Annotated in this window: 11 protein-coding genes, 1 tRNA gene and 1 pseudogene; 9 read left to right on the plus strand and 4 right to left on the minus strand. The window is 69.9% G+C overall.

What is annotated here, in order from left to right; genetic code table 11:
* Positions 1–253 precede the first annotated feature (253 nt).
* The 5 genes from AB0J02_RS06200 to AB0J02_RS06220 all read left to right on the plus strand — a co-directional run bounded on the left by AB0J02_RS06200 (position 254) and on the right by AB0J02_RS06220 (position 8,742).
* Positions 254–2,536: a (Fe-S)-binding protein gene (locus AB0J02_RS06200; protein WP_363192388.1), complete on the plus strand. Its 2,283-nt coding sequence runs from the start codon at positions 254–256 to the stop codon at positions 2,534–2,536.
* A 631-nt stretch (positions 2,537–3,167) separates the two neighbouring features.
* Entirely contained in the window at positions 3,168–4,454 is a 1,287-nt protein-coding gene (locus AB0J02_RS06205; RefSeq protein ID WP_363192389.1) for a VCBS repeat-containing protein, read from the plus strand.
* Positions 4,455–4,678: 224 nt separating this feature from the next.
* Complete coding sequence (locus AB0J02_RS06210) at positions 4,679–6,145, plus strand: FG-GAP-like repeat-containing protein (RefSeq protein ID WP_363192390.1); 1,467 nt, start codon at positions 4,679–4,681, stop codon at positions 6,143–6,145.
* Between the two features lie 85 nt (positions 6,146–6,230).
* On the plus strand, positions 6,231–7,745 hold the full coding sequence (locus AB0J02_RS06215) for an FG-GAP and VCBS repeat-containing protein (protein ID WP_363192391.1): 1,515 nt from the start codon (positions 6,231–6,233) through the stop codon (positions 7,743–7,745).
* A 145-nt stretch (positions 7,746–7,890) separates the two neighbouring features.
* A complete protein-coding gene (locus AB0J02_RS06220) occupies positions 7,891–8,742 on the plus strand; it encodes a Yip1 family protein (protein ID WP_363192392.1) in 852 nt (283 codons plus the stop codon).
* Between the two features lie 78 nt (positions 8,743–8,820).
* On the opposite strand, the gene AB0J02_RS06225 is transcribed toward AB0J02_RS06220, so the two are convergent.
* Both AB0J02_RS06225 and dcd read right to left on the minus strand, forming a co-directional pair.
* Positions 8,821–9,318, minus strand: a complete 498-nt coding sequence (locus AB0J02_RS06225) for a phosphoribosyltransferase (protein WP_363192393.1) — start codon at positions 9,316–9,318, stop codon at positions 8,821–8,823.
* A gap of 11 nt (positions 9,319–9,329) precedes the next feature.
* Positions 9,330–9,905 (minus strand): dCTP deaminase, encoded by a 576-nt coding sequence (dcd, locus tag AB0J02_RS06230; RefSeq protein ID WP_363192394.1) that lies wholly within the window; start codon positions 9,903–9,905, stop codon positions 9,330–9,332.
* Between the two features lie 513 nt (positions 9,906–10,418).
* Here dcd and AB0J02_RS06235 point away from each other — a divergent pair.
* Positions 10,419–10,492 (plus strand) — tRNA-Gly (locus AB0J02_RS06235).
* 55 nt (positions 10,493–10,547) lie between these two features.
* On the opposite strand, the gene AB0J02_RS06240 is transcribed toward AB0J02_RS06235, so the two are convergent.
* The gene (locus tag AB0J02_RS06240; protein ID WP_363192395.1) at positions 10,548–11,417 is read right to left on the minus strand and encodes a LysR family transcriptional regulator; all 870 of its coding nucleotides are present in this window, start codon (positions 11,415–11,417) and stop codon (positions 10,548–10,550) included.
* A gap of 90 nt (positions 11,418–11,507) precedes the next feature.
* On the opposite strand from AB0J02_RS06240, the gene AB0J02_RS06245 reads away from it, so the two are divergent.
* Complete coding sequence (locus tag AB0J02_RS06245) at positions 11,508–12,719, plus strand: MFS transporter (RefSeq protein WP_363192396.1); 1,212 nt, start codon at positions 11,508–11,510, stop codon at positions 12,717–12,719.
* Positions 12,720–12,868: 149 nt separating this feature from the next.
* Here the strand turns inward: AB0J02_RS06245 and AB0J02_RS06250 are convergent, their stop codons facing one another.
* Positions 12,869–13,096, minus strand: a complete 228-nt coding sequence (locus AB0J02_RS06250; RefSeq protein WP_363192397.1) for a hypothetical protein — start codon at positions 13,094–13,096, stop codon at positions 12,869–12,871.
* Between the two features lie 660 nt (positions 13,097–13,756).
* Here AB0J02_RS06250 and AB0J02_RS06255 point away from each other — a divergent pair.
* Both AB0J02_RS06255 and AB0J02_RS06260 read left to right on the plus strand, forming a co-directional pair.
* On the plus strand, positions 13,757–14,530 hold the full coding sequence (locus AB0J02_RS06255; RefSeq protein ID WP_363192398.1) for a polysaccharide deacetylase family protein: 774 nt from the start codon (positions 13,757–13,759) through the stop codon (positions 14,528–14,530).
* Between the two features lie 19 nt (positions 14,531–14,549).
* Positions 14,550–16,028: pseudogene (locus AB0J02_RS06260) on the plus strand (PTS ascorbate transporter subunit IIC); the annotation flags it as partial.
* Between the last annotated feature and the right edge of the window lie 52 nt (positions 16,029–16,080).

Here is a 16,080-nt window from a genome sequence, read left to right on the forward strand (position 1 = left end):
GGCGGGTATCGGGGTGACACCGGTGGGGCACGCCCGTCCGGAGCCCTACATAAGCTATTCCGTTATGTCCAAATATGGCGTGAATAACACGATCTGCTTTGGCGAGGGCACCCTCAGCGACGCAGATCACGACCCGGGCGACTACATTGCGATCGCGTAAGTGGGTAGTCTCAAACGGACTGCATAAGTTACCGCTTAGTAATCACTAGTACGTCAACGAAGAGACCACCTCGCAGGCCCGAGGAGCCCCCAAATGCAACTCGCCGCGATCATCGTGTCGCTGGTTCTGATCGTGGTCGGCGTGGCCCTGTTCGCCCGCGCCCTCCTGCAGATCTACAACTTCATGCGGCTCGGCCAGAACGTGCCCGCGGGCACCCGCACCGACGAGCCCGGCCGGCGCACCGTCACTGTGGCCAAGGAGTTCCTCGGCCACACCCGGATGAACCGCTGGGGCATCGTCGGTGTCGCGCACTGGTTCGTGGCGGTGGGCTTCTTCTCGCTGCTGCTGACGATCGTCAACGCCATCGGCCAGCTGTTCCAGGCCGACTGGCTGCTGCCGGTCATCGGCGAATGGGCGCCGTACAACATCTTCGTCGAGTTCATCGGCACGATGACGATCCTCGGCATCGCCGTCCTGATCGTGATCCGCCAGCTGAGCCGGCCGGACAAGCCGGGCCGCAAGTCCCGCTTCGCCGGCTCCAACTTCGGCCAGGCGTACTTCGTCGAGGCCGTCATCCTCATCGTCGGCGTCTGCATCTTCATGCTGCACGCCCTCGAAGGCGCCCAGCACCACGTGGACAGCTACGAGGCCTCGTTCTTCATCTCGTACCCGGTGATCAACTGGCTCGAGGGCATGGACGTCTCCACGCTCCAGAACCTCACCTACTTCTTCGCCGGCCTGAAGATCGCGACCTCGTTCATCTGGATGATCACGGTCGCCCTGAAGACCGACATGGGCGTCGCCTGGCACCGCTTCCTCGCGTTCCCCAACATCTGGTTCAAGCGCAACGCCGACGGCGACACGTCGCTGGGCGCGCTGCTCCCGATGACCTCGAAGGGCGAGGCGATCGACTGGGAGGACCCGGCCGAGGACGCCGTCTTCGGTGTCTCCCAGGTCGAGCAGTTCTCCTGGAAGGGCCTGCTCGACTTCTCCACCTGCACCGAGTGCGGCCGCTGCCAGTCGCAGTGCCCCGCCTGGAACACCGGCAAGCCGCTCTCCCCCAAGCTCCTCATCATGTCGCTGCGCGACCACGCGCACGCCAAGGCGCCGTACCTGCTCGCCGGTGGCGGCAAGGACATGGAGGGCAACGAGAAGGCCACCGAGGAGCAGCTCAAGGACGTCCCGGCGGCGGCCGTCGCCGAGGCCGAGCGCCCGCTGATCGGCACCCTCGAAGAGAACGGCGTCATCGACCCGGACGTCCTGTGGTCCTGCACCACCTGCGGCGCCTGCGTCGAGCAGTGCCCGGTCGACATCGAGCACATCGACCACATCGTCGACATGCGCCGCTACCAGGTGATGATCGAGAGCGCGTTCCCGTCCGAGGCGGGCACGATGCTCAAGAACCTGGAGAAGAAGGGCAACCCCTGGGGCCTGGCGAAGAAGCAGCGCCTGGCCTGGCTGGGCGAGCTCGACTTCGAGGTGCCGGTCGTCGGCAAGGACATCGAGGACCTCACCGAGGTCGAGTACCTCTACTGGGTCGGCTGCGCCGGTTCGCTGGAGGACCGGGCCAAGAAGACCACCAAGGCCTTCGCCGAGCTGCTGCACATCGCGGGCGTCAAGTTCGCGATCATGGGCGGCGACGAGAAGTGCACCGGTGACTCCGCCCGCCGCCTCGGCAACGAGCCGCTGTTCCAGCAGCTCGGCCAGGAGAACGTCATGGCGCTGAACATGGCGTTCGGCGAGGAGCTCGACGACGACGGCAAGGTCACGCCCGAGTCGGCCAAGCCGAAGACGGCGAAGAAGATCGTCGCGACCTGCCCGCACTGCCTGAACACGATCGGCAACGAGTACCCGCAGCTCGGCGGCGACTACGAGGTCATCCACCACACGCAGCTGCTGCAGCACCTCGTCGACGACGGCAAGCTCGTCCCGGTCACCCCGGTCGAGGGCCTCATCACGTACCACGACCCGTGCTACCTGGGCCGCCACAACAAGATCTACTCCCCGCCGCGCGAGATCATCGGCAAGGTCCCCGGTCTGCGCAACGAGGAAATGCACCGCCACAAGGAGCGCGGCTTCTGCTGCGGCGCCGGCGGCGCGCGGATGTGGATGGAGGAGCGGATCGGCAAGCGCATCAACAACGAACGTGTTGATGAGGCGCTGTCGTTGAACCCCGACATCGTCTCCACCGCCTGCCCGTTCTGCCTCGTCATGCTGACCGACTCGGTCAACGGCAAGAAGAACGACGGCAAGGCCAAGGAGTCCGTCCAGGTCGTGGACGTGGCCCAGCTGCTGCTCGACTCCGTCAAGACCCCGGCCGACCCGGCGGGCGAGGCGGAACCGACGGACGCGCCGGAGCCTGAACCCGTGAAGTAGCCCGCCCAGTACGCCACTTGGGGCGCCCCGTGCTTACCGGCAGGGGCGCCCTTCGTGCGTTTCGGCCGGGGCCGCGCCCGAGTGGGCCTGGTCCCGGCGACGCACCGAGCGCGCTTCAGCCCGGCGACGCGTCGGGTGCGCCTGGGCCCGGCGACGCACCGAGCACGCCTGAGCCCGGTGTCGCACCCAGCGCGCTTCAGCCCGGCGACGCACCGAGCACGCCTGAGCCCGGCGTCGTACCCAGCGCGCGCTTCAGCCCTACGACGTACCAAGTGCGCCTGCCCCGGCGACGCACCGAGCACGCCTGAGCCCGGCGACGCACCGAGTGGTGCTTCGGTCCGGCGACGCACCGAGCACGCCTGGGCCCGGTGTCGTACCCAGCGCGCGCTTCAGCCCTATGACGTACCAAGTGCGCCTGAGCCCGGCGACGCACCGAGCGCGCCTGAGCCCGGTCGCGCACCGAGTGCGCTTGGGCCCGGTGAGGCATCGGGCGCGCTTCAGCCCGGTGACACCGAACGTGACCAACCCGGCACTCCCCGCCCCTTAACGAGCCCTCGTCCCGTCGGCATCATGAAGCGGACGGACTCTCACGACACACACGGCCGGTACACGGCGGGGCGGGGCATCGCGGATGACGGGCACACGCAGACACGGCTGCCGCGGCGGAGCGACGGGCGCACTGTTGCTCGCCGGAACGCTGTCCGCCGCGCTCACCGCCTGCGGCGGCACGGGCGGCAGCGACGCCACCGCCTCCCATCACCCGGTGGCCATGGCGGGCAAGGAGAAGAGCGCGGCCCGGCCCGTCCCCCGCGGCGCCGGCAGCAAGGTGCCGTCCGATTTCAACGGTGACGGCGCCCCCGACCTCGTACTCGACGAGCTGGCGCACGAGGGGCTCGGCGACGACGCCGGGATCGGCATCGTGTACGGGCGCAAGGGGCATGGACTCGACGCGGGGACACGGCAGTTGCTGTCGCCCGCGAAGTACGCGGCGCCGACGAAGGGGCAGGTCCCGGCGGCGTTCGGCTCCGAGGCGACGTGCGATCTCGACCGGGACGGGTTCGCGGACCTCGTCGTGTCGACGGACCCGCCCTACGACGGGCAGGGGCAGCCGCCCGTCCCGCTGCAGATCCTCTTCGGCTCGCCCACCGGCATCTCCGGCAAGGGCGTCAAGCTGCGCATCCCCGCGCAGGCACGTTTCGGCAATGATTGGCCTGACCAGCCGGTGTGCGGCGACTTCGACGGCGACGGCACGAACGACCTCGTGGTGCACGCGAGCGACGGCCGACTGACCTTCCTGCCGGGCCCGTTCACCCGCACCGGCGCCGCGCGCGGCACACCCCGCGTCGCGCAGGCCGCGGGCAACGTCCCGGCGGGCCCGGCCGCCGACCTCGACGGCGACGGGACCGACGACGTCCTGGTCCGCGCCCACAACGGCACCGCCCGTTCGGCCCTCGTCCTCGGCGGTCCGCAGGGCCCGGACCGGCCCGGCGCGGCCTACCCGGCGGGCTCGGACGTGGCGTTCGGCCGGTTCGGCGCCGCGAAGACGCGGGGCGCCGCCGTGCTGACCACGTCGGGGCTGCGCACGGCAACGGGCGCCGCCCTGAAGGTCGCCGGCACCGCGCTCGACGCCGGCGACCTCGACGGCGACGGCCGCACCGACCTGGTCGTCTCGGGCGGCGCGACCGTACGTCTGGTGCGCGACGGCTCCCGGATCGTGCCCGGGACGCTCGGCGCGGGCCGGGTCGTGGCGGTCGCGGACTTCGACGGCGACGGCCGCGACGACGTGGTGCTCCAGCGCACCTCCGGGGCGGGGGCGGGGGACGGCAAGGACACGGTCGTGGTGCTACGGGGCGCGCGCGCCGCGGGCCTGGTGACGAAGCGGCCCGCGCTCAGCTTCTCGACGACCGAGTTCAGCTGACGCCTCGCACCCCGCACACCCCACACGCCCCAAGAGTCCAAATCCCCCTCTCCCGCTGCTGATTACTCTCCGATCCCGTACAACCCTTGCACCCCCCAACGAGTCTCCTGTTCGCCAACCGACGGGTCATGTCCGGGACAACTCCCGGCAAACGCCCGCGGAACGGCACCTCATCGACGCGGATGTCCGCCAGACATCCCCTTCCCGCCGCAGGAGCCCACCGCATGCCCCAGCACAGACGCACCCCCGCCCCGTCCCCGGCCCGCATCCGCCTCGCCACGGCGACGGCGGCCGCGGCCGCGCTGACCGGGGGCCTGCTCGTCGCGTCCGTCGCTCCGGTCTCCGCGGCCACCGCCACCGAACGCCCCGCCACGGACTTCAACGGCGACGGGTACGCCGACCTGGTCTCCACGGCCCCGGCCGCCACCGTCGGCTCCGCGAGCCGCGCGGGCGCCGTGGTCGTCCTGTACGGCTCCGCCTCCGGCGTCGGCACGAGCCACCGCAAGGTGATCAGCCAGAACACCTCCGGTGTGCCCGGCGCGGCGGAGAAGAACGATGTCTTCGGCGATGCCGTCGCCACCGGCGACTTCAACCGCGACGGGTACACCGACCTCGCCGTGGGCGCCCGGGGAGAGGACGTCGGCTCCGACGCCGACGGCGGCACGGTCGCCCTCGTGTGGGGCTCGGCGAGCGGCCTCGGCAGCGCCACCACCGTCTCCGATCCGTCCCCCTCCTCGCACGACGGTTACGGCCAGGCCCTGGCCGCCGGTGACTTCGACGGCGACGGCGACACCGACCTGGCCGTGGGCAGCAGCGCCACCTCCGTGACGATCCGCAAGGGCCCCTTCACCAAGTCGGGCTCCACAGGCGGAACTTCGACCCGGAGCACCGCGGTTCAGGGCAACGGCCACGGGGTCTACGACCTGGCGGCCGGCGACGTGAACGGCGACGGCACCGCGGATCTCGCCGTCGGCGGCATGTTCACCGGCTTCGTGTACCAGAGCGGCCCGGACGGACTCGCCCTCGCGGCCACGCTGAACGACGGGGACCAGTCGGACCGCCGCGGCTTCGCCTTCGGCGACGTCACCGGCGACGGCTACGACGACTTCGTCTTCGGCGACCCGTACGACCTCAACGACTCACCCGAGGGCGGCGGCAGCGTGAGCCTCTACCGCGGTGGCGCCGACGGCATCTCCGCCGACCCCGACCAGCACGTGGACCAGGGCACGGCCGGGGTCCCGGGCGCCGACGAGTACGAGGACGCGTTCGGCGGTGCCGTCTCGGTCGGGGACATCGACGGCGACGGGTACGCCGACGTGGCGGTCGGCTCCTCCGACGAGTCCATCGGCGCCGCCGCGACCACGGGCCAGGTCCTCGTCCTCAAGGGCGCCCCGGCCGGCCTCGCCACATCCGGCATCCAGGTCGTCCACCAGAACACGTCGGGTGTCCCTGACACCAACGACGACCTCGACCGCTTCGGCTGGGCCGTCTCCCTCACCGACGTGAACGCCGACGGCCACGCCGACCTGTTCGTCGGCGCCCAGCACGAGAACGCGGGCAACGGCGCCCTCTGGTACCTCAAGGGCCGCTCCTCCGGCATCACGACGAGCGGCGCCGTCAGCTACGGCCCGTCCACCGTCGGCGTCTCCACGGCGGGCACCCCCGCCTTCGGATCGGGCCTCACGGACTGACCCGGGGACGCCCCCGTCACACATCGCAGAGCCACCTCTCGCACCTCCCTCACACTTCACACTCACGACCGCAGGAGCCCACCGCATGCTCAAGCACAGACGCTTCTCCGCCTCCTCCGGCGCCCGCCTCCGCCTCGCCACGGCGACGGCGGTGGCCGCGGCGCTGACCGGCGGTCTTCTCGCCGTGTCCGCCGGTACGGCAGGGGCGGCCGACTCCGTCACGCACCACGAGGCGGACTTCAACGGGGACGGCTACGGGGACGTCGCGTTCGCCGCCGGCTTCGCCACCGTCGCCGGGCAGAAGCAGGCCGGTGAGATCGTCGCCCTGTACGGCTCGGCGACCGGCATCACCTCCACCAAGCGGGCCACCATCAGCCAGAACACCTCCGGCGTTCCGGGCAGCGCCGAAGCGGGCGACTACTTCGGCTGGGTCAGCGCCTACGGCGACTTCAACCACGACGGCTACGACGACCTGGCCGTCGCCGCCGAGCACGAGAAGGTCGGCACCGACGTCAACGGCGGCACCGTCGCCATCCTGTGGGGCTCGGCGTCCGGCCTGTCCGGCGGCACCACCATCGCCGACCCGGCCGTCTCCTCCCACGACCGCTGGGGCCGGACCCTCGCCGCGGGCGACTTCGACGCCGACGGCGTCGAGGACCTGGCCATCGGCTCGTCCACCAGCACCCTCTACGTCTACAAGGGCGGGATCTCCAAGTCCGGTACGGCGGGCGGCCGTTACACCGTGAAGCCGAACATCATGAGCGGCGGCGACGCGGGCCCGATCAACCTCGTCGCCGGTGACGTCAACGGCGACGACAAGACCGACCTCGTCGTCAACGGCTACGAGAACGACGGCGAGTACGGCTGGAACACCAACTACTACGTCCCCGGCTCCGCCTCCGGCCTGACCACGAGCGGCGCCAAGCAGCTCAAGCGCGGCGTCATCACCGGCATCGGCGACATCAACGGCGACGGCTACGGCGACATCGTCACCGGCCAGGACTGGGACCCGGCCAAGTCCGGCGCCTCGGAGCCGTCCGTGCCCGAGTCCGTCACCGGTGGCCAGGTCCACATCCTCTACGGCTCGCCCTCCGGCCCCGCCGCGGGCGTCAACGTCACCCAGAACACCGGCAACGTCCCCGGCTCCTCCGAGCGCGGCGACTTCTTCGGCGGCGAGGTCTCCCTCGGCGACATCAACGGCGACGGCTTCCAGGACCTGGTCGCGGGCGCGTCCGGCGAGAACCTGGGCAGCCCCTCCGTCGTCAACGCCGGTTCCGTCACGGTCCTCTACGGCTCGGCGAACGGCATCGACACCGCGTCCGGCGCCCAGTTCCTCGCCCAGTCCACGCCCGGCGTCCCCGGCGACGACGAGGCGTACGACTACTTCGGCGGCGAGGTCAAGCTCACCGACGTCAACAAGGACGGCAAGTCCGACCTCACCGTCGGCGCCTTCGGCGAGAACGACGGCAACGGCGCGCTGACCTACCTGCCGTCCGACGGCACGAAGATCACCACGACCGGCTCGCGCGGCATCTCCGCGACGGCGGCCGGCGTACCGACGGCCGACTACCCGGAGTTCGGCGCCAACGCGGCCAACTGACGTACGCGGGTACGCGACAGCACCCGCGCGTCCTGCGGTCCCCCTAAGGGTCCGCCCCGTAAGGGATGTCACAGGTCAGCCGCAATGCCGGGCCCGACCCCCCGGGCCCGGCCACCCGCCCGGCGAAACCAGGTACGTTCGACGCGTGGCTGGATTCAGGAACGGACGCGGCCGGGACAACCGCGAAGCGCCGCAGGGGCGACCTCAGGGTCAGCCCCAAGGGCAACCGCAGTACTACGGGGGACAGCAGCAGTGGCCCCAGAACGGCAGCGGGCACGGGAACGGGCACGGTGAGCCGGAGTACTTCGGTGACCCCGGCACGCCCCCGCCCCCGCAGGGCGGCTACGACCCCTACGCGGCGAACAACCCGGGCCACACCCAGGCGTTCTCGGTGAACGAGGACGCGTACACCCAGGGCGCCGTCTACCAGGCGGGCGCGGCCCCGGGCCCCGTCGGCCCCCGCCTGCACTGGAAGCAGCTGCTCAGCGGGGTCATCCTGCGCCCCGCCCCCACCTACCTCCAGATGCGCGACTACGCGATGTGGGGCCCGGCCCTCGTCGTCACGTTCCTCTACGGCCTGCTGGCGATCTTCGGTTTCGACGGCGCGCGCGAGGACGTGATCAACGCCACGCTCTCCTCGGCGATCCCCTACGTCCTGACCACGGGCATCGCGATCACGCTCAGCTTCTTCGTGCTCGGCGTGGTCACCCACACCCTGGCCCGCCAGCTCGGCGGCAACGGCGCCTGGCAGCCCACGGTCGGCCTGTCCATGCTGATCGCGTCCCTCACGGACACCCCGCGCCTGATCGTCGGCATGTTCCTCGGCGGCGACGAGGGCTTCGTACAACTCCTCGGCTGGGCGACCTGGCTGGCCGCGGGCGCCCTGCTCACCACCATGGTCGCCAAGTCGCACGACCTGCCGTGGCCGAAGGCCCTCGCGGCCTCGGCGATCCAGCTGGCCGCCCTGCTGTCGATCATCAAGCTGGGCACGTTCTGACCCTGCGGTCCCGATACGTGAAGGAGGGGCCCCGAGGGGCCCCTCCTTCACGTACATACGGCAGCTACTGCCCGCCGCTCAGGCGTCGAGCACCTGCCCGGCCCGCTTCACGACAGGCTCCTCGACACTCCACGGGAAGTTGATCCAGTCATCGGTCCGCTTCCACACGTACTCGCACTTCACGAGCGAGTGGGACTTCTCATAGACGACGGCGGACCGCACCTCGGCCACCGTGTCGAGGCAGAAGTCGTGCACGAGCTTCAGCGTCTTGCCGGTGTCGGCGACGTCGTCGGTGATGAGCACCTTCTTGTCGCTGAAGTCGATGGCGTTGGGGACGGGAGCGAGCATGACGGGCATCTCCAGCGTCGTCCCCACCCCCGTGTAGAACTCGACGTTCACCAGGTGGATGTTCTTGCAGTCGAGGGCGTACGCGAGCCCGCCGGCCACGAACACCCCGCCCCGCGCGATGCTCAGCACGACGTCGGGCTCGTAGCCGTCGTCGGCGATGGTCTGGGCGAGTTCGCGCACGGCGACGCCGAACTTCTCGTACGTAAGGTTCTCGCGCACGTCACTCATGTCGCTGCTGCTCACACCTGTGTCCGATGGAAATTGAGGAAGGAACGGGAGGCGGTGGGACCGCGCTGCCCTTGGTAACGCGACCCGTACCGCTCGCTCCCGTACGGGAACTCGGCGGGCGAGGACAGCCGGAACATGCACAGCTGCCCGATCTTCATGCCGGGCCACAGCTTGATGGGGAGCGTGGCGAGATTCGACAGCTCCAGCGTCACGTGGCCGTTGAACCCCGGGTCGATGAACCCGGCGGTGGAGTGCGTGACAAGCCCCAGCCGCCCCAGCGAACTCTTTCCCTCGAGCCGCGACGCGAGATCGTCCGGCAGCCCGATGACCTCGTACGTCGACGCGAGCACGAACTCACCCGGGTGCAGGATGAACGGCTCGTCGCCCTCCGGCTCCACGAGCCGCGTGAGGTCGGCCTGCTCCACACTCGGGTCGATGTGCGGGTACTTGTGATTCTCGAACACCCGGAAGTAGCGGTCGAGTCGTACGTCGATGCTCGACGGCTGCACCATGGATTCGTCGTAGGGATCGATCCGGACCCGCCCGGCGTCGATCTCGGCCCGGATGTCCTTGTCTGAGAGAAGCACGTAGCGAGGATACGCAGAGCGCGCGGGCCCACCACAATCGGCGGCCCCGCGCGCTTCACGTGCTCTTACTTCTTTTACCGCTCCCCAGGTCCCACAGGAACGGCATGTCGCAGTCGAGCACAGCGCGGACACCGAATGAGCCGACTGGGACCGAGACGGTCCGCCTGCTGCATCGGGAACGAAGCGGTGCTGAACACGTGCCCTTCGGCACAGCGGACGACGGTGCGTTCCATCGAGTCCATCAAAGTCCCGGGATCCCTTCCCCACGAGCCATTGGGCCAGTTTCCTGGCCGACGACGAAAGCCACATTACGGGATGAAAGGGACGGCATTCCAGGCGGCACTCCGACCCTGGACAACCCTCTGGCGGTGTCTCCACCGTACGCCTCAACTCCCTTTACCCGCAGTCACATCCACGCCCCACAACGCAGCCGGGCCCCACGGCGCAAGCGCCCGGGACCCGGTATGAGGTAGAGTGACCGCCAGTACAGAGCCACTTCAGCGGCCGTACTGTGCGGGTGTAGTTTAGTGGTAGAACATCAGCTTCCCAAGCTGAGAGTGCGAGTTCGATTCTCGTCACCCGCTCCATGGCCAAGGCCCAGGTCCTCGTCGACCGGGGCCTTTTTGCTGCCGGGAACAGGGGTCAGTAGGCCGCGAGCAACTGCTCGAGCAGAGCCGCGGTGGCTTCGCCGGTCGAGGTGCGCGTGACGACGTTGAACTCCCAGGTGATGTGCTCGTTCAGTGGGACGACTGCGATGCCTTCGCTTGGCGGGATCAGCAGTTCGGGAAGCAGCGCGATGCCGAGGCCGTTGGCGACGAAGACCGGGATGGAGCTGGTCTCGGTCACCTCGGCTCTGACGTGGCGCACGACCCCGCGTGCGCTGAGCGCGGCGTCGAGGACGTCCCGGTTGCCGAAACCGGCAGGCGCGTCCACGAAGCGCTCACCCGCGAGGTCCTTCAGCGACAGTCCCTCGCGCGATGCGAGTTCATGGTCGGTCGCGAGGACGACCGCGTAGGGCGTTGTGGCGAGCCGGTGCACGGCAAGGCCGGGGGCGCTGGCCGCCGGGAGCCCGTACAGGCTGAGATCGAGCCGCCCCCGCCGCACGGCGTCGGCGAGCTCCGCCGAGCCGGACGGAGACGCGCGCAGTTGGAGGTCGACGAGCGGGTGTTCGCGGTGGAAGGCGCCGATGACGCGCGGGATCGCGAGGTAACTCACGCTGGAGAACACCCCGATGCGCAGCTCGCCCCGCAGTTCACCCCGCGGGTCGGCCGCGGTGCGGGCGCGTGCCTCGGCGTCGGCGAGCGCGCGAAGCGCAGGCAGCACCGCCTGTCCGGCGGCGGTGATCCGCACCCCTCGCTGGTCTCGCTCGAAGAGCGCAGTGCCGAGCTCTCGTTCCAGCGCCCGAACACCGGCGGAGACGGTCGACTGTGCTGCGTAGACCCGTTGCGCGGCACGGGTGAAGCTCAGCTCGTCGGCGACCGCGATCGCGTACTCGATCAGTCGGGTTTCCATCTCTCCGCCTCTTGCTCCATCGCTCACGTCGATAACTGTGACCAAGAGTATGCGTTGGACACGATGACAGGAGGCGCCGAGCATTCAGGAATGACGACAACCACGGCTCCCGCCCGCCCTCCAGCCACCGAACGAATGCCGCACGGGGCGGGGTTCTGGATCATCGCGCTCGCCTTCGCCACCGAGCTCGCGTTCTGCGCCGTCCCGACGCCCCTCTACGCGATCTACCAGCAGCGCGACGGCTTCCCGACGATCGTCCTCACCGTCATCTTCGCCTCGTACGCGGTCGGGGTCATGCTGAGCCTGTATCTCGCGGGCCATGTCTCCGACTGGCTCGGACGCCGACGCGTGATCCTCGGCTCGCTCCTCATCAATCTGCTGGCCGCGATCCTCTTCCTCTTCTGGAACGACGTCGCCGGCCTCATCGTCGCCCGCTTCATCAGCGGACTCGGCATCGGCATCCTCACCGCCACGGCGACCGCACACCTCTCCGAGCTCGGCGCGGCGGCCGACCACGCCAAAGGCCGCGTCGCCCTCGTGTCGACCTTCGCCAACCTCGGCGGCATCGGCCTCGGCCCTCTGATCGGCGGCTTCATCGCGACATGGTCCACGCGACCGCTCATCACGCCCTACGTGGCCTTCGCCATCCTCCTGGTCGTCGAGGGGATCCTGGTCGCCTTCGTTCCCGAGACGGTCGAGCGCCGTGAGGAGCGCCCTGCCTACCGGCCGCAGCGCGTCGCGGTGCCGGCGGCGGGGAGGAGCGCGTTCTGGGCGGCCGGAGCGGCGGCGTTCGGGGCGTTCGCAGTGTTCGGCACATTCATGGGACTGTCCTCGACCTTCCTCGTCGGTCTCCTCGGGCTGCATTCGCACCTGCTCGCCGGCCTGGCGCCATTCGTCGTCTTCATGGCGGCGGCCCTCGCGCAGATCGTCACGGTGCGGCTGGCGACGCGCCCTCAGATCGGGTACGCCATCGCGCTCGCCGCGCTCGGGCTCGGGAGCATCGGTGTTGCCGCCGTCGTCGCCTCGCTGCCGCTCTTCCTCATCGGCGGCGGGGTCGCGGGCGCGGGGATCGGCATCCTGTTCCGAGCCGCCCTCGGCACCGTCGCCGCGGTCGCGGACGCGGAGCGTCGAGGCGAGGCGCTCTCCGGCATCTTCCTCATCGCCTACGCCGGCATGACCATCCCGCCGCTGCTCACCGCCGCCGCGCTCAGGGTCTGGCCCACCGTCGCCGTGCTTGTCGGCCTTGTCACCCTCGCCGCGATCCTCGTCGCGACCTCCGGCTCCCGGATGCTTCGCCGCTGAACAGAGAGTGCGGGGTCCGGCCTGTGAAACGGATTGACTGTGTTGACCCTCCAACGGTGCTTCCACCGTCACGGTTCCTGCCGGCGTGCCGGTCGGGCATCCGCGAGGTTCACGCCCTTGGGCCGACAATCGCCTTCGTGGTCGCGCCGTCAGGCGAGGGACGACCGGATCCGGTCGATGGCGCGCAGCACCTCATCCCTGTTCTTCGCGCTCTTGATCCAGGTCGGTAGCCGCGCGACGAGCGTCATCTTTTTCACCTGCGCGTCCCATGGGGCTCTCTCGCGCAACGGTGCCTGTACGAACTTCCCGATCAGTTCCAGGTGTTCTGGGTTGTAGGCCCACAGCCAGCCGAGTCGCATCTCTGTCTGCAACCACAACGGCAGACCAAAGTAGGGATCTGCCGCTTCGCCTCGCCCTCGGAAGAGGCCGAACCCTTTCCCCGCAGCATCTCGCGACAGACCGCACGCCCTACAGACGAGACGGCGGCGCGCGAACATTGAGGGAGCGGCGCCCTCAACCGCAGGCGCCACCGGGGCAACGTGTGCAATCCGCGCGCACCTCGGGCAGCTCACCAGCACGTGATCGATGAAGTGGTACTTCGTGTGCTGGGCGTCTCGGAACCGCTGGGGCGGGAGCATGACGCCAGTATGCGATCCCTCTGCTCGACCGTGCTCGTGCACGGAAGGGCCGCGCCCCTTCCGTGCACGATCAGGCGGGGTCCTCAACCTGGCCAATGGGTGCGGAAGGTGAACCCGCGGTGGCTCTCGCCACACGCTTCGCCTTCAGTCCGCCGGGCACAGAGCTGGGTCGGCCCCGGGAAGCGCGGGTGCCGAGGCAGTTGTTCCGATGTGCGCCGATGTTCCCGGACAGCGTCTGTGGTGGCCCCTTTCCGGGTGCGTTCGGTGAGTGTCCGCGATCTTCGCCGGGAACGTCCGCGATCAGTAACAGACGCATCCAACAGGCACCGTTCCTCGTCCTGTCAGGTGGTCGCACGGTGACCGGGGATCTGTGGAGCACGGCGGGAGAGCGGGGCGGACATGACGCGGCACGGTGGCGGTCGGGGCTGGTACGGCAAGGTGATCGGGGCGGCTCTCGGGGTGACGGTGCTCGCCGCCGGCGTCGGGGCGTGGAGTGCGCAGGCCGGTGGTGTGGGTGCTTCGGCGCCCAAGGCGAGCGCGTCGGCCGGGGCGGGCGGTGACATCAGGCCGGTCGCGGTGAGCATCGCGCACGCCTCGGACAAGGGGGCGAAGGGCGTCAACATCACCATCGACGACGGCCCCGACCCCGTGTGGACCCCCCAAGTGCTGGATGTGCTGCGGGAGTACGGGGTGAAGGCGACGTTCTGCATGGTGGGGACGGCGGCGAAGGCCCACCCCGACCTCGTGAAGAAGGTCGTCGCGGACGGGCACCGGCTGTGCGACCACACGGTGTCGCACGACACCGCCATGGACAAGAAGTCCCCGGCCTACCAGTCGCGGCAGATACTCGACGCCGAGCGCATGATCACCGAGGCGTCCGGCGGCGTACGGCCGATGTACTACCGGGCCCCCGGTGGCGCCTTCACCCCCTCCAGCCGCAAGCTCGCCGCCTCCCGCGGGATGCGTCCGCTGGGCTGGAACGTGGACACGAAGGACTTCGAACGGCCGGGCGCGGACGCCATCGTCGCCACCGTCGAGCAGGAGCTGTCCAACGGGCCGACCGTCCTCTTCCACGACGCGGGCGGCGACCGCTCCCAGACCCTCGAAGCCCTGCGCCGGATCCTTCCCCGGCTCGAAGAGCAGGGCCGCACCTTCGGCTTCCCGGTGCGCTGACCCCGACCGGCGGCACATCGCCCTGAAGAAGAGCGCGGGCCAGATCATCGGCGGCGCCATCAAGGCGACGCTCGGCTTCCTGCTGATCGGCGCCGGCGCGACGCTGGTCACCAACTCACTCGCCCCGCTGGGCACGATGATCACCGGCGCGACCGGTTCGCACGGGGTGATCCCCACCAACGAGGCCATCGTCGGCATCGCGCAGGCCGAGTACGGCTCGCGCGTGGCCTGGCTGATGATCCTCGGATTTCTGATCAGTCTGCTGCTCGCGCGCTTCACACCGTTGTCGTACGTGTTCCTGACCGGGCATCACATGCTGTTCATGGCAACGCTGTTGACCATGGTGCTGGCCACCGCGGGCCAGGACTCGTGGGTGGTCGTGGTGGTCGGCGCCGTGCTGCTCGGCACCATGCTCGTCGCCATGCCCGCCTTCGCGCATCCCTGGACCAAACGCGTGACCGGCAACAACACCGTCGCCGTCGGGCACTTCGGGACCGCCGGGTACATCGTGTCCGGCGCGACCGGGCAGGCCGTCGCCAAGAAGAGCCGCTCGACCGAGGAGATGAACCTGCCCGAAGGGCTGCGGTTCCTGCGGGACTCGATGGTCGCCACCGCCCTCTCGATGGTCCTCATCTACATGATCATGGCGATCGTGTTCCTCGCGAAGGCGGGGAAGGCGGAGGCGTTCAAGGCGTTCGACACGGGTGGCGGCGGCGCCTCCACAGGCGTGGGCAACTACCTGATGGCGTCCCTCGGGCAGGGCCTGCAGTTCGGTATCGCCGTCGCCGTGATCCTGTTCGGCGTGCGGACCATCCTGGGTGAGCTGGTGCCCGCCTTCCAGGGCATCGCGCAGAAGGTCGTGCCCGGCGCGATCCCCGCTCTGGACGCGCCGATCGTCTTCCCGTACGCGCAGAACGCCGTGCTCGTCGGCTTCATCTGCTCCTTCATCGGCGGCCTCGTTGGCCTGGGCGTGATCGCGGGGGTCTTCAACCCGGCGTTCGGCACCGCGCTCGTCCTGCCCGGCCTGGTCCCGCACTTCTTCACCGGCGGCGCGGCGGGCGTCTTCGGCAACGCCACCGGCGGCCGGCGCGGGGCCGCGATCGGCGCCTTCCTCAACGGCGTACTGATCACCTTCCTGCCCGCGTTCCTGCTGGGCGTGCTCGGCTCGTTCGGGACGGCCGACACCACTTTCGGCGACGTCGACTTCGGCTGGTTCGGACTGCTCATCGGCAACGCCGCGAAGGCCGGGAAGGCGGGCGGGATCGTCCTCATGCTGCTCATCGGGCTCGCCGTGCTCGCCGCGGCCATCGTGTGGCAGAAGCGGGTCGTCGAGACGGGCTGGGACCCGGGCGCCAAGAGGGCCGCGCTGTTGCCCCCGGAGGACCGGCCCGAGCAGCACGACGAGGCCGCGGCCGGGGAGACGCCGGTCTCCCGTACGTACGCGAGGATCGCGCCGCCCGCGGGCGCGCCGGTGCCGCCGCCTCCGCCGGAGAGCTGAGAAGCCTGCGCCGGAGAGCCTAAACGCCTCGTCACCTCGACGGGCCCCGGGT

It is taken from the genome of Streptomyces sp. NPDC050264 (assembly GCF_040655895.1).
Taxonomy (GTDB): Bacteria; Actinomycetota; Actinomycetes; order Streptomycetales; family Streptomycetaceae; genus Streptomyces.

Bases quoted from the DNA above. Each gene is read 5' to 3' on its own strand.
- AB0J02_RS06205 (WP_363192389.1), top strand. From the start codon at position 3,168: ATGACGGGCACACGCAGACACGGCTGCCGCGGCGGAGCGACGGGCGCA.
- AB0J02_RS06255 (WP_363192398.1), top strand. From the start codon at position 13,757: ATGACGCGGCACGGTGGCGGTCGGGGCTGGTACGGCAAGGTGATCGGG.
- AB0J02_RS06245 (WP_363192396.1), top strand. From the start codon at position 11,508: ATGACGACAACCACGGCTCCCGCCCGCCCTCCAGCCACCGAACGAATG.
- AB0J02_RS06215 (WP_363192391.1), top strand. From the start codon at position 6,231: ATGCTCAAGCACAGACGCTTCTCCGCCTCCTCCGGCGCCCGCCTCCGC.
- AB0J02_RS06210 (WP_363192390.1), top strand. From the start codon at position 4,679: ATGCCCCAGCACAGACGCACCCCCGCCCCGTCCCCGGCCCGCATCCGC.
- AB0J02_RS06225 (WP_363192393.1), bottom strand. From the start codon at position 9,318: ATGAGTGACGTGCGCGAGAACCTTACGTACGAGAAGTTCGGCGTCGCC.
- AB0J02_RS06200 (WP_363192388.1), top strand. From the start codon at position 254: ATGCAACTCGCCGCGATCATCGTGTCGCTGGTTCTGATCGTGGTCGGC.
- AB0J02_RS06240 (WP_363192395.1), bottom strand. From the start codon at position 11,417: ATGGAAACCCGACTGATCGAGTACGCGATCGCGGTCGCCGACGAGCTG.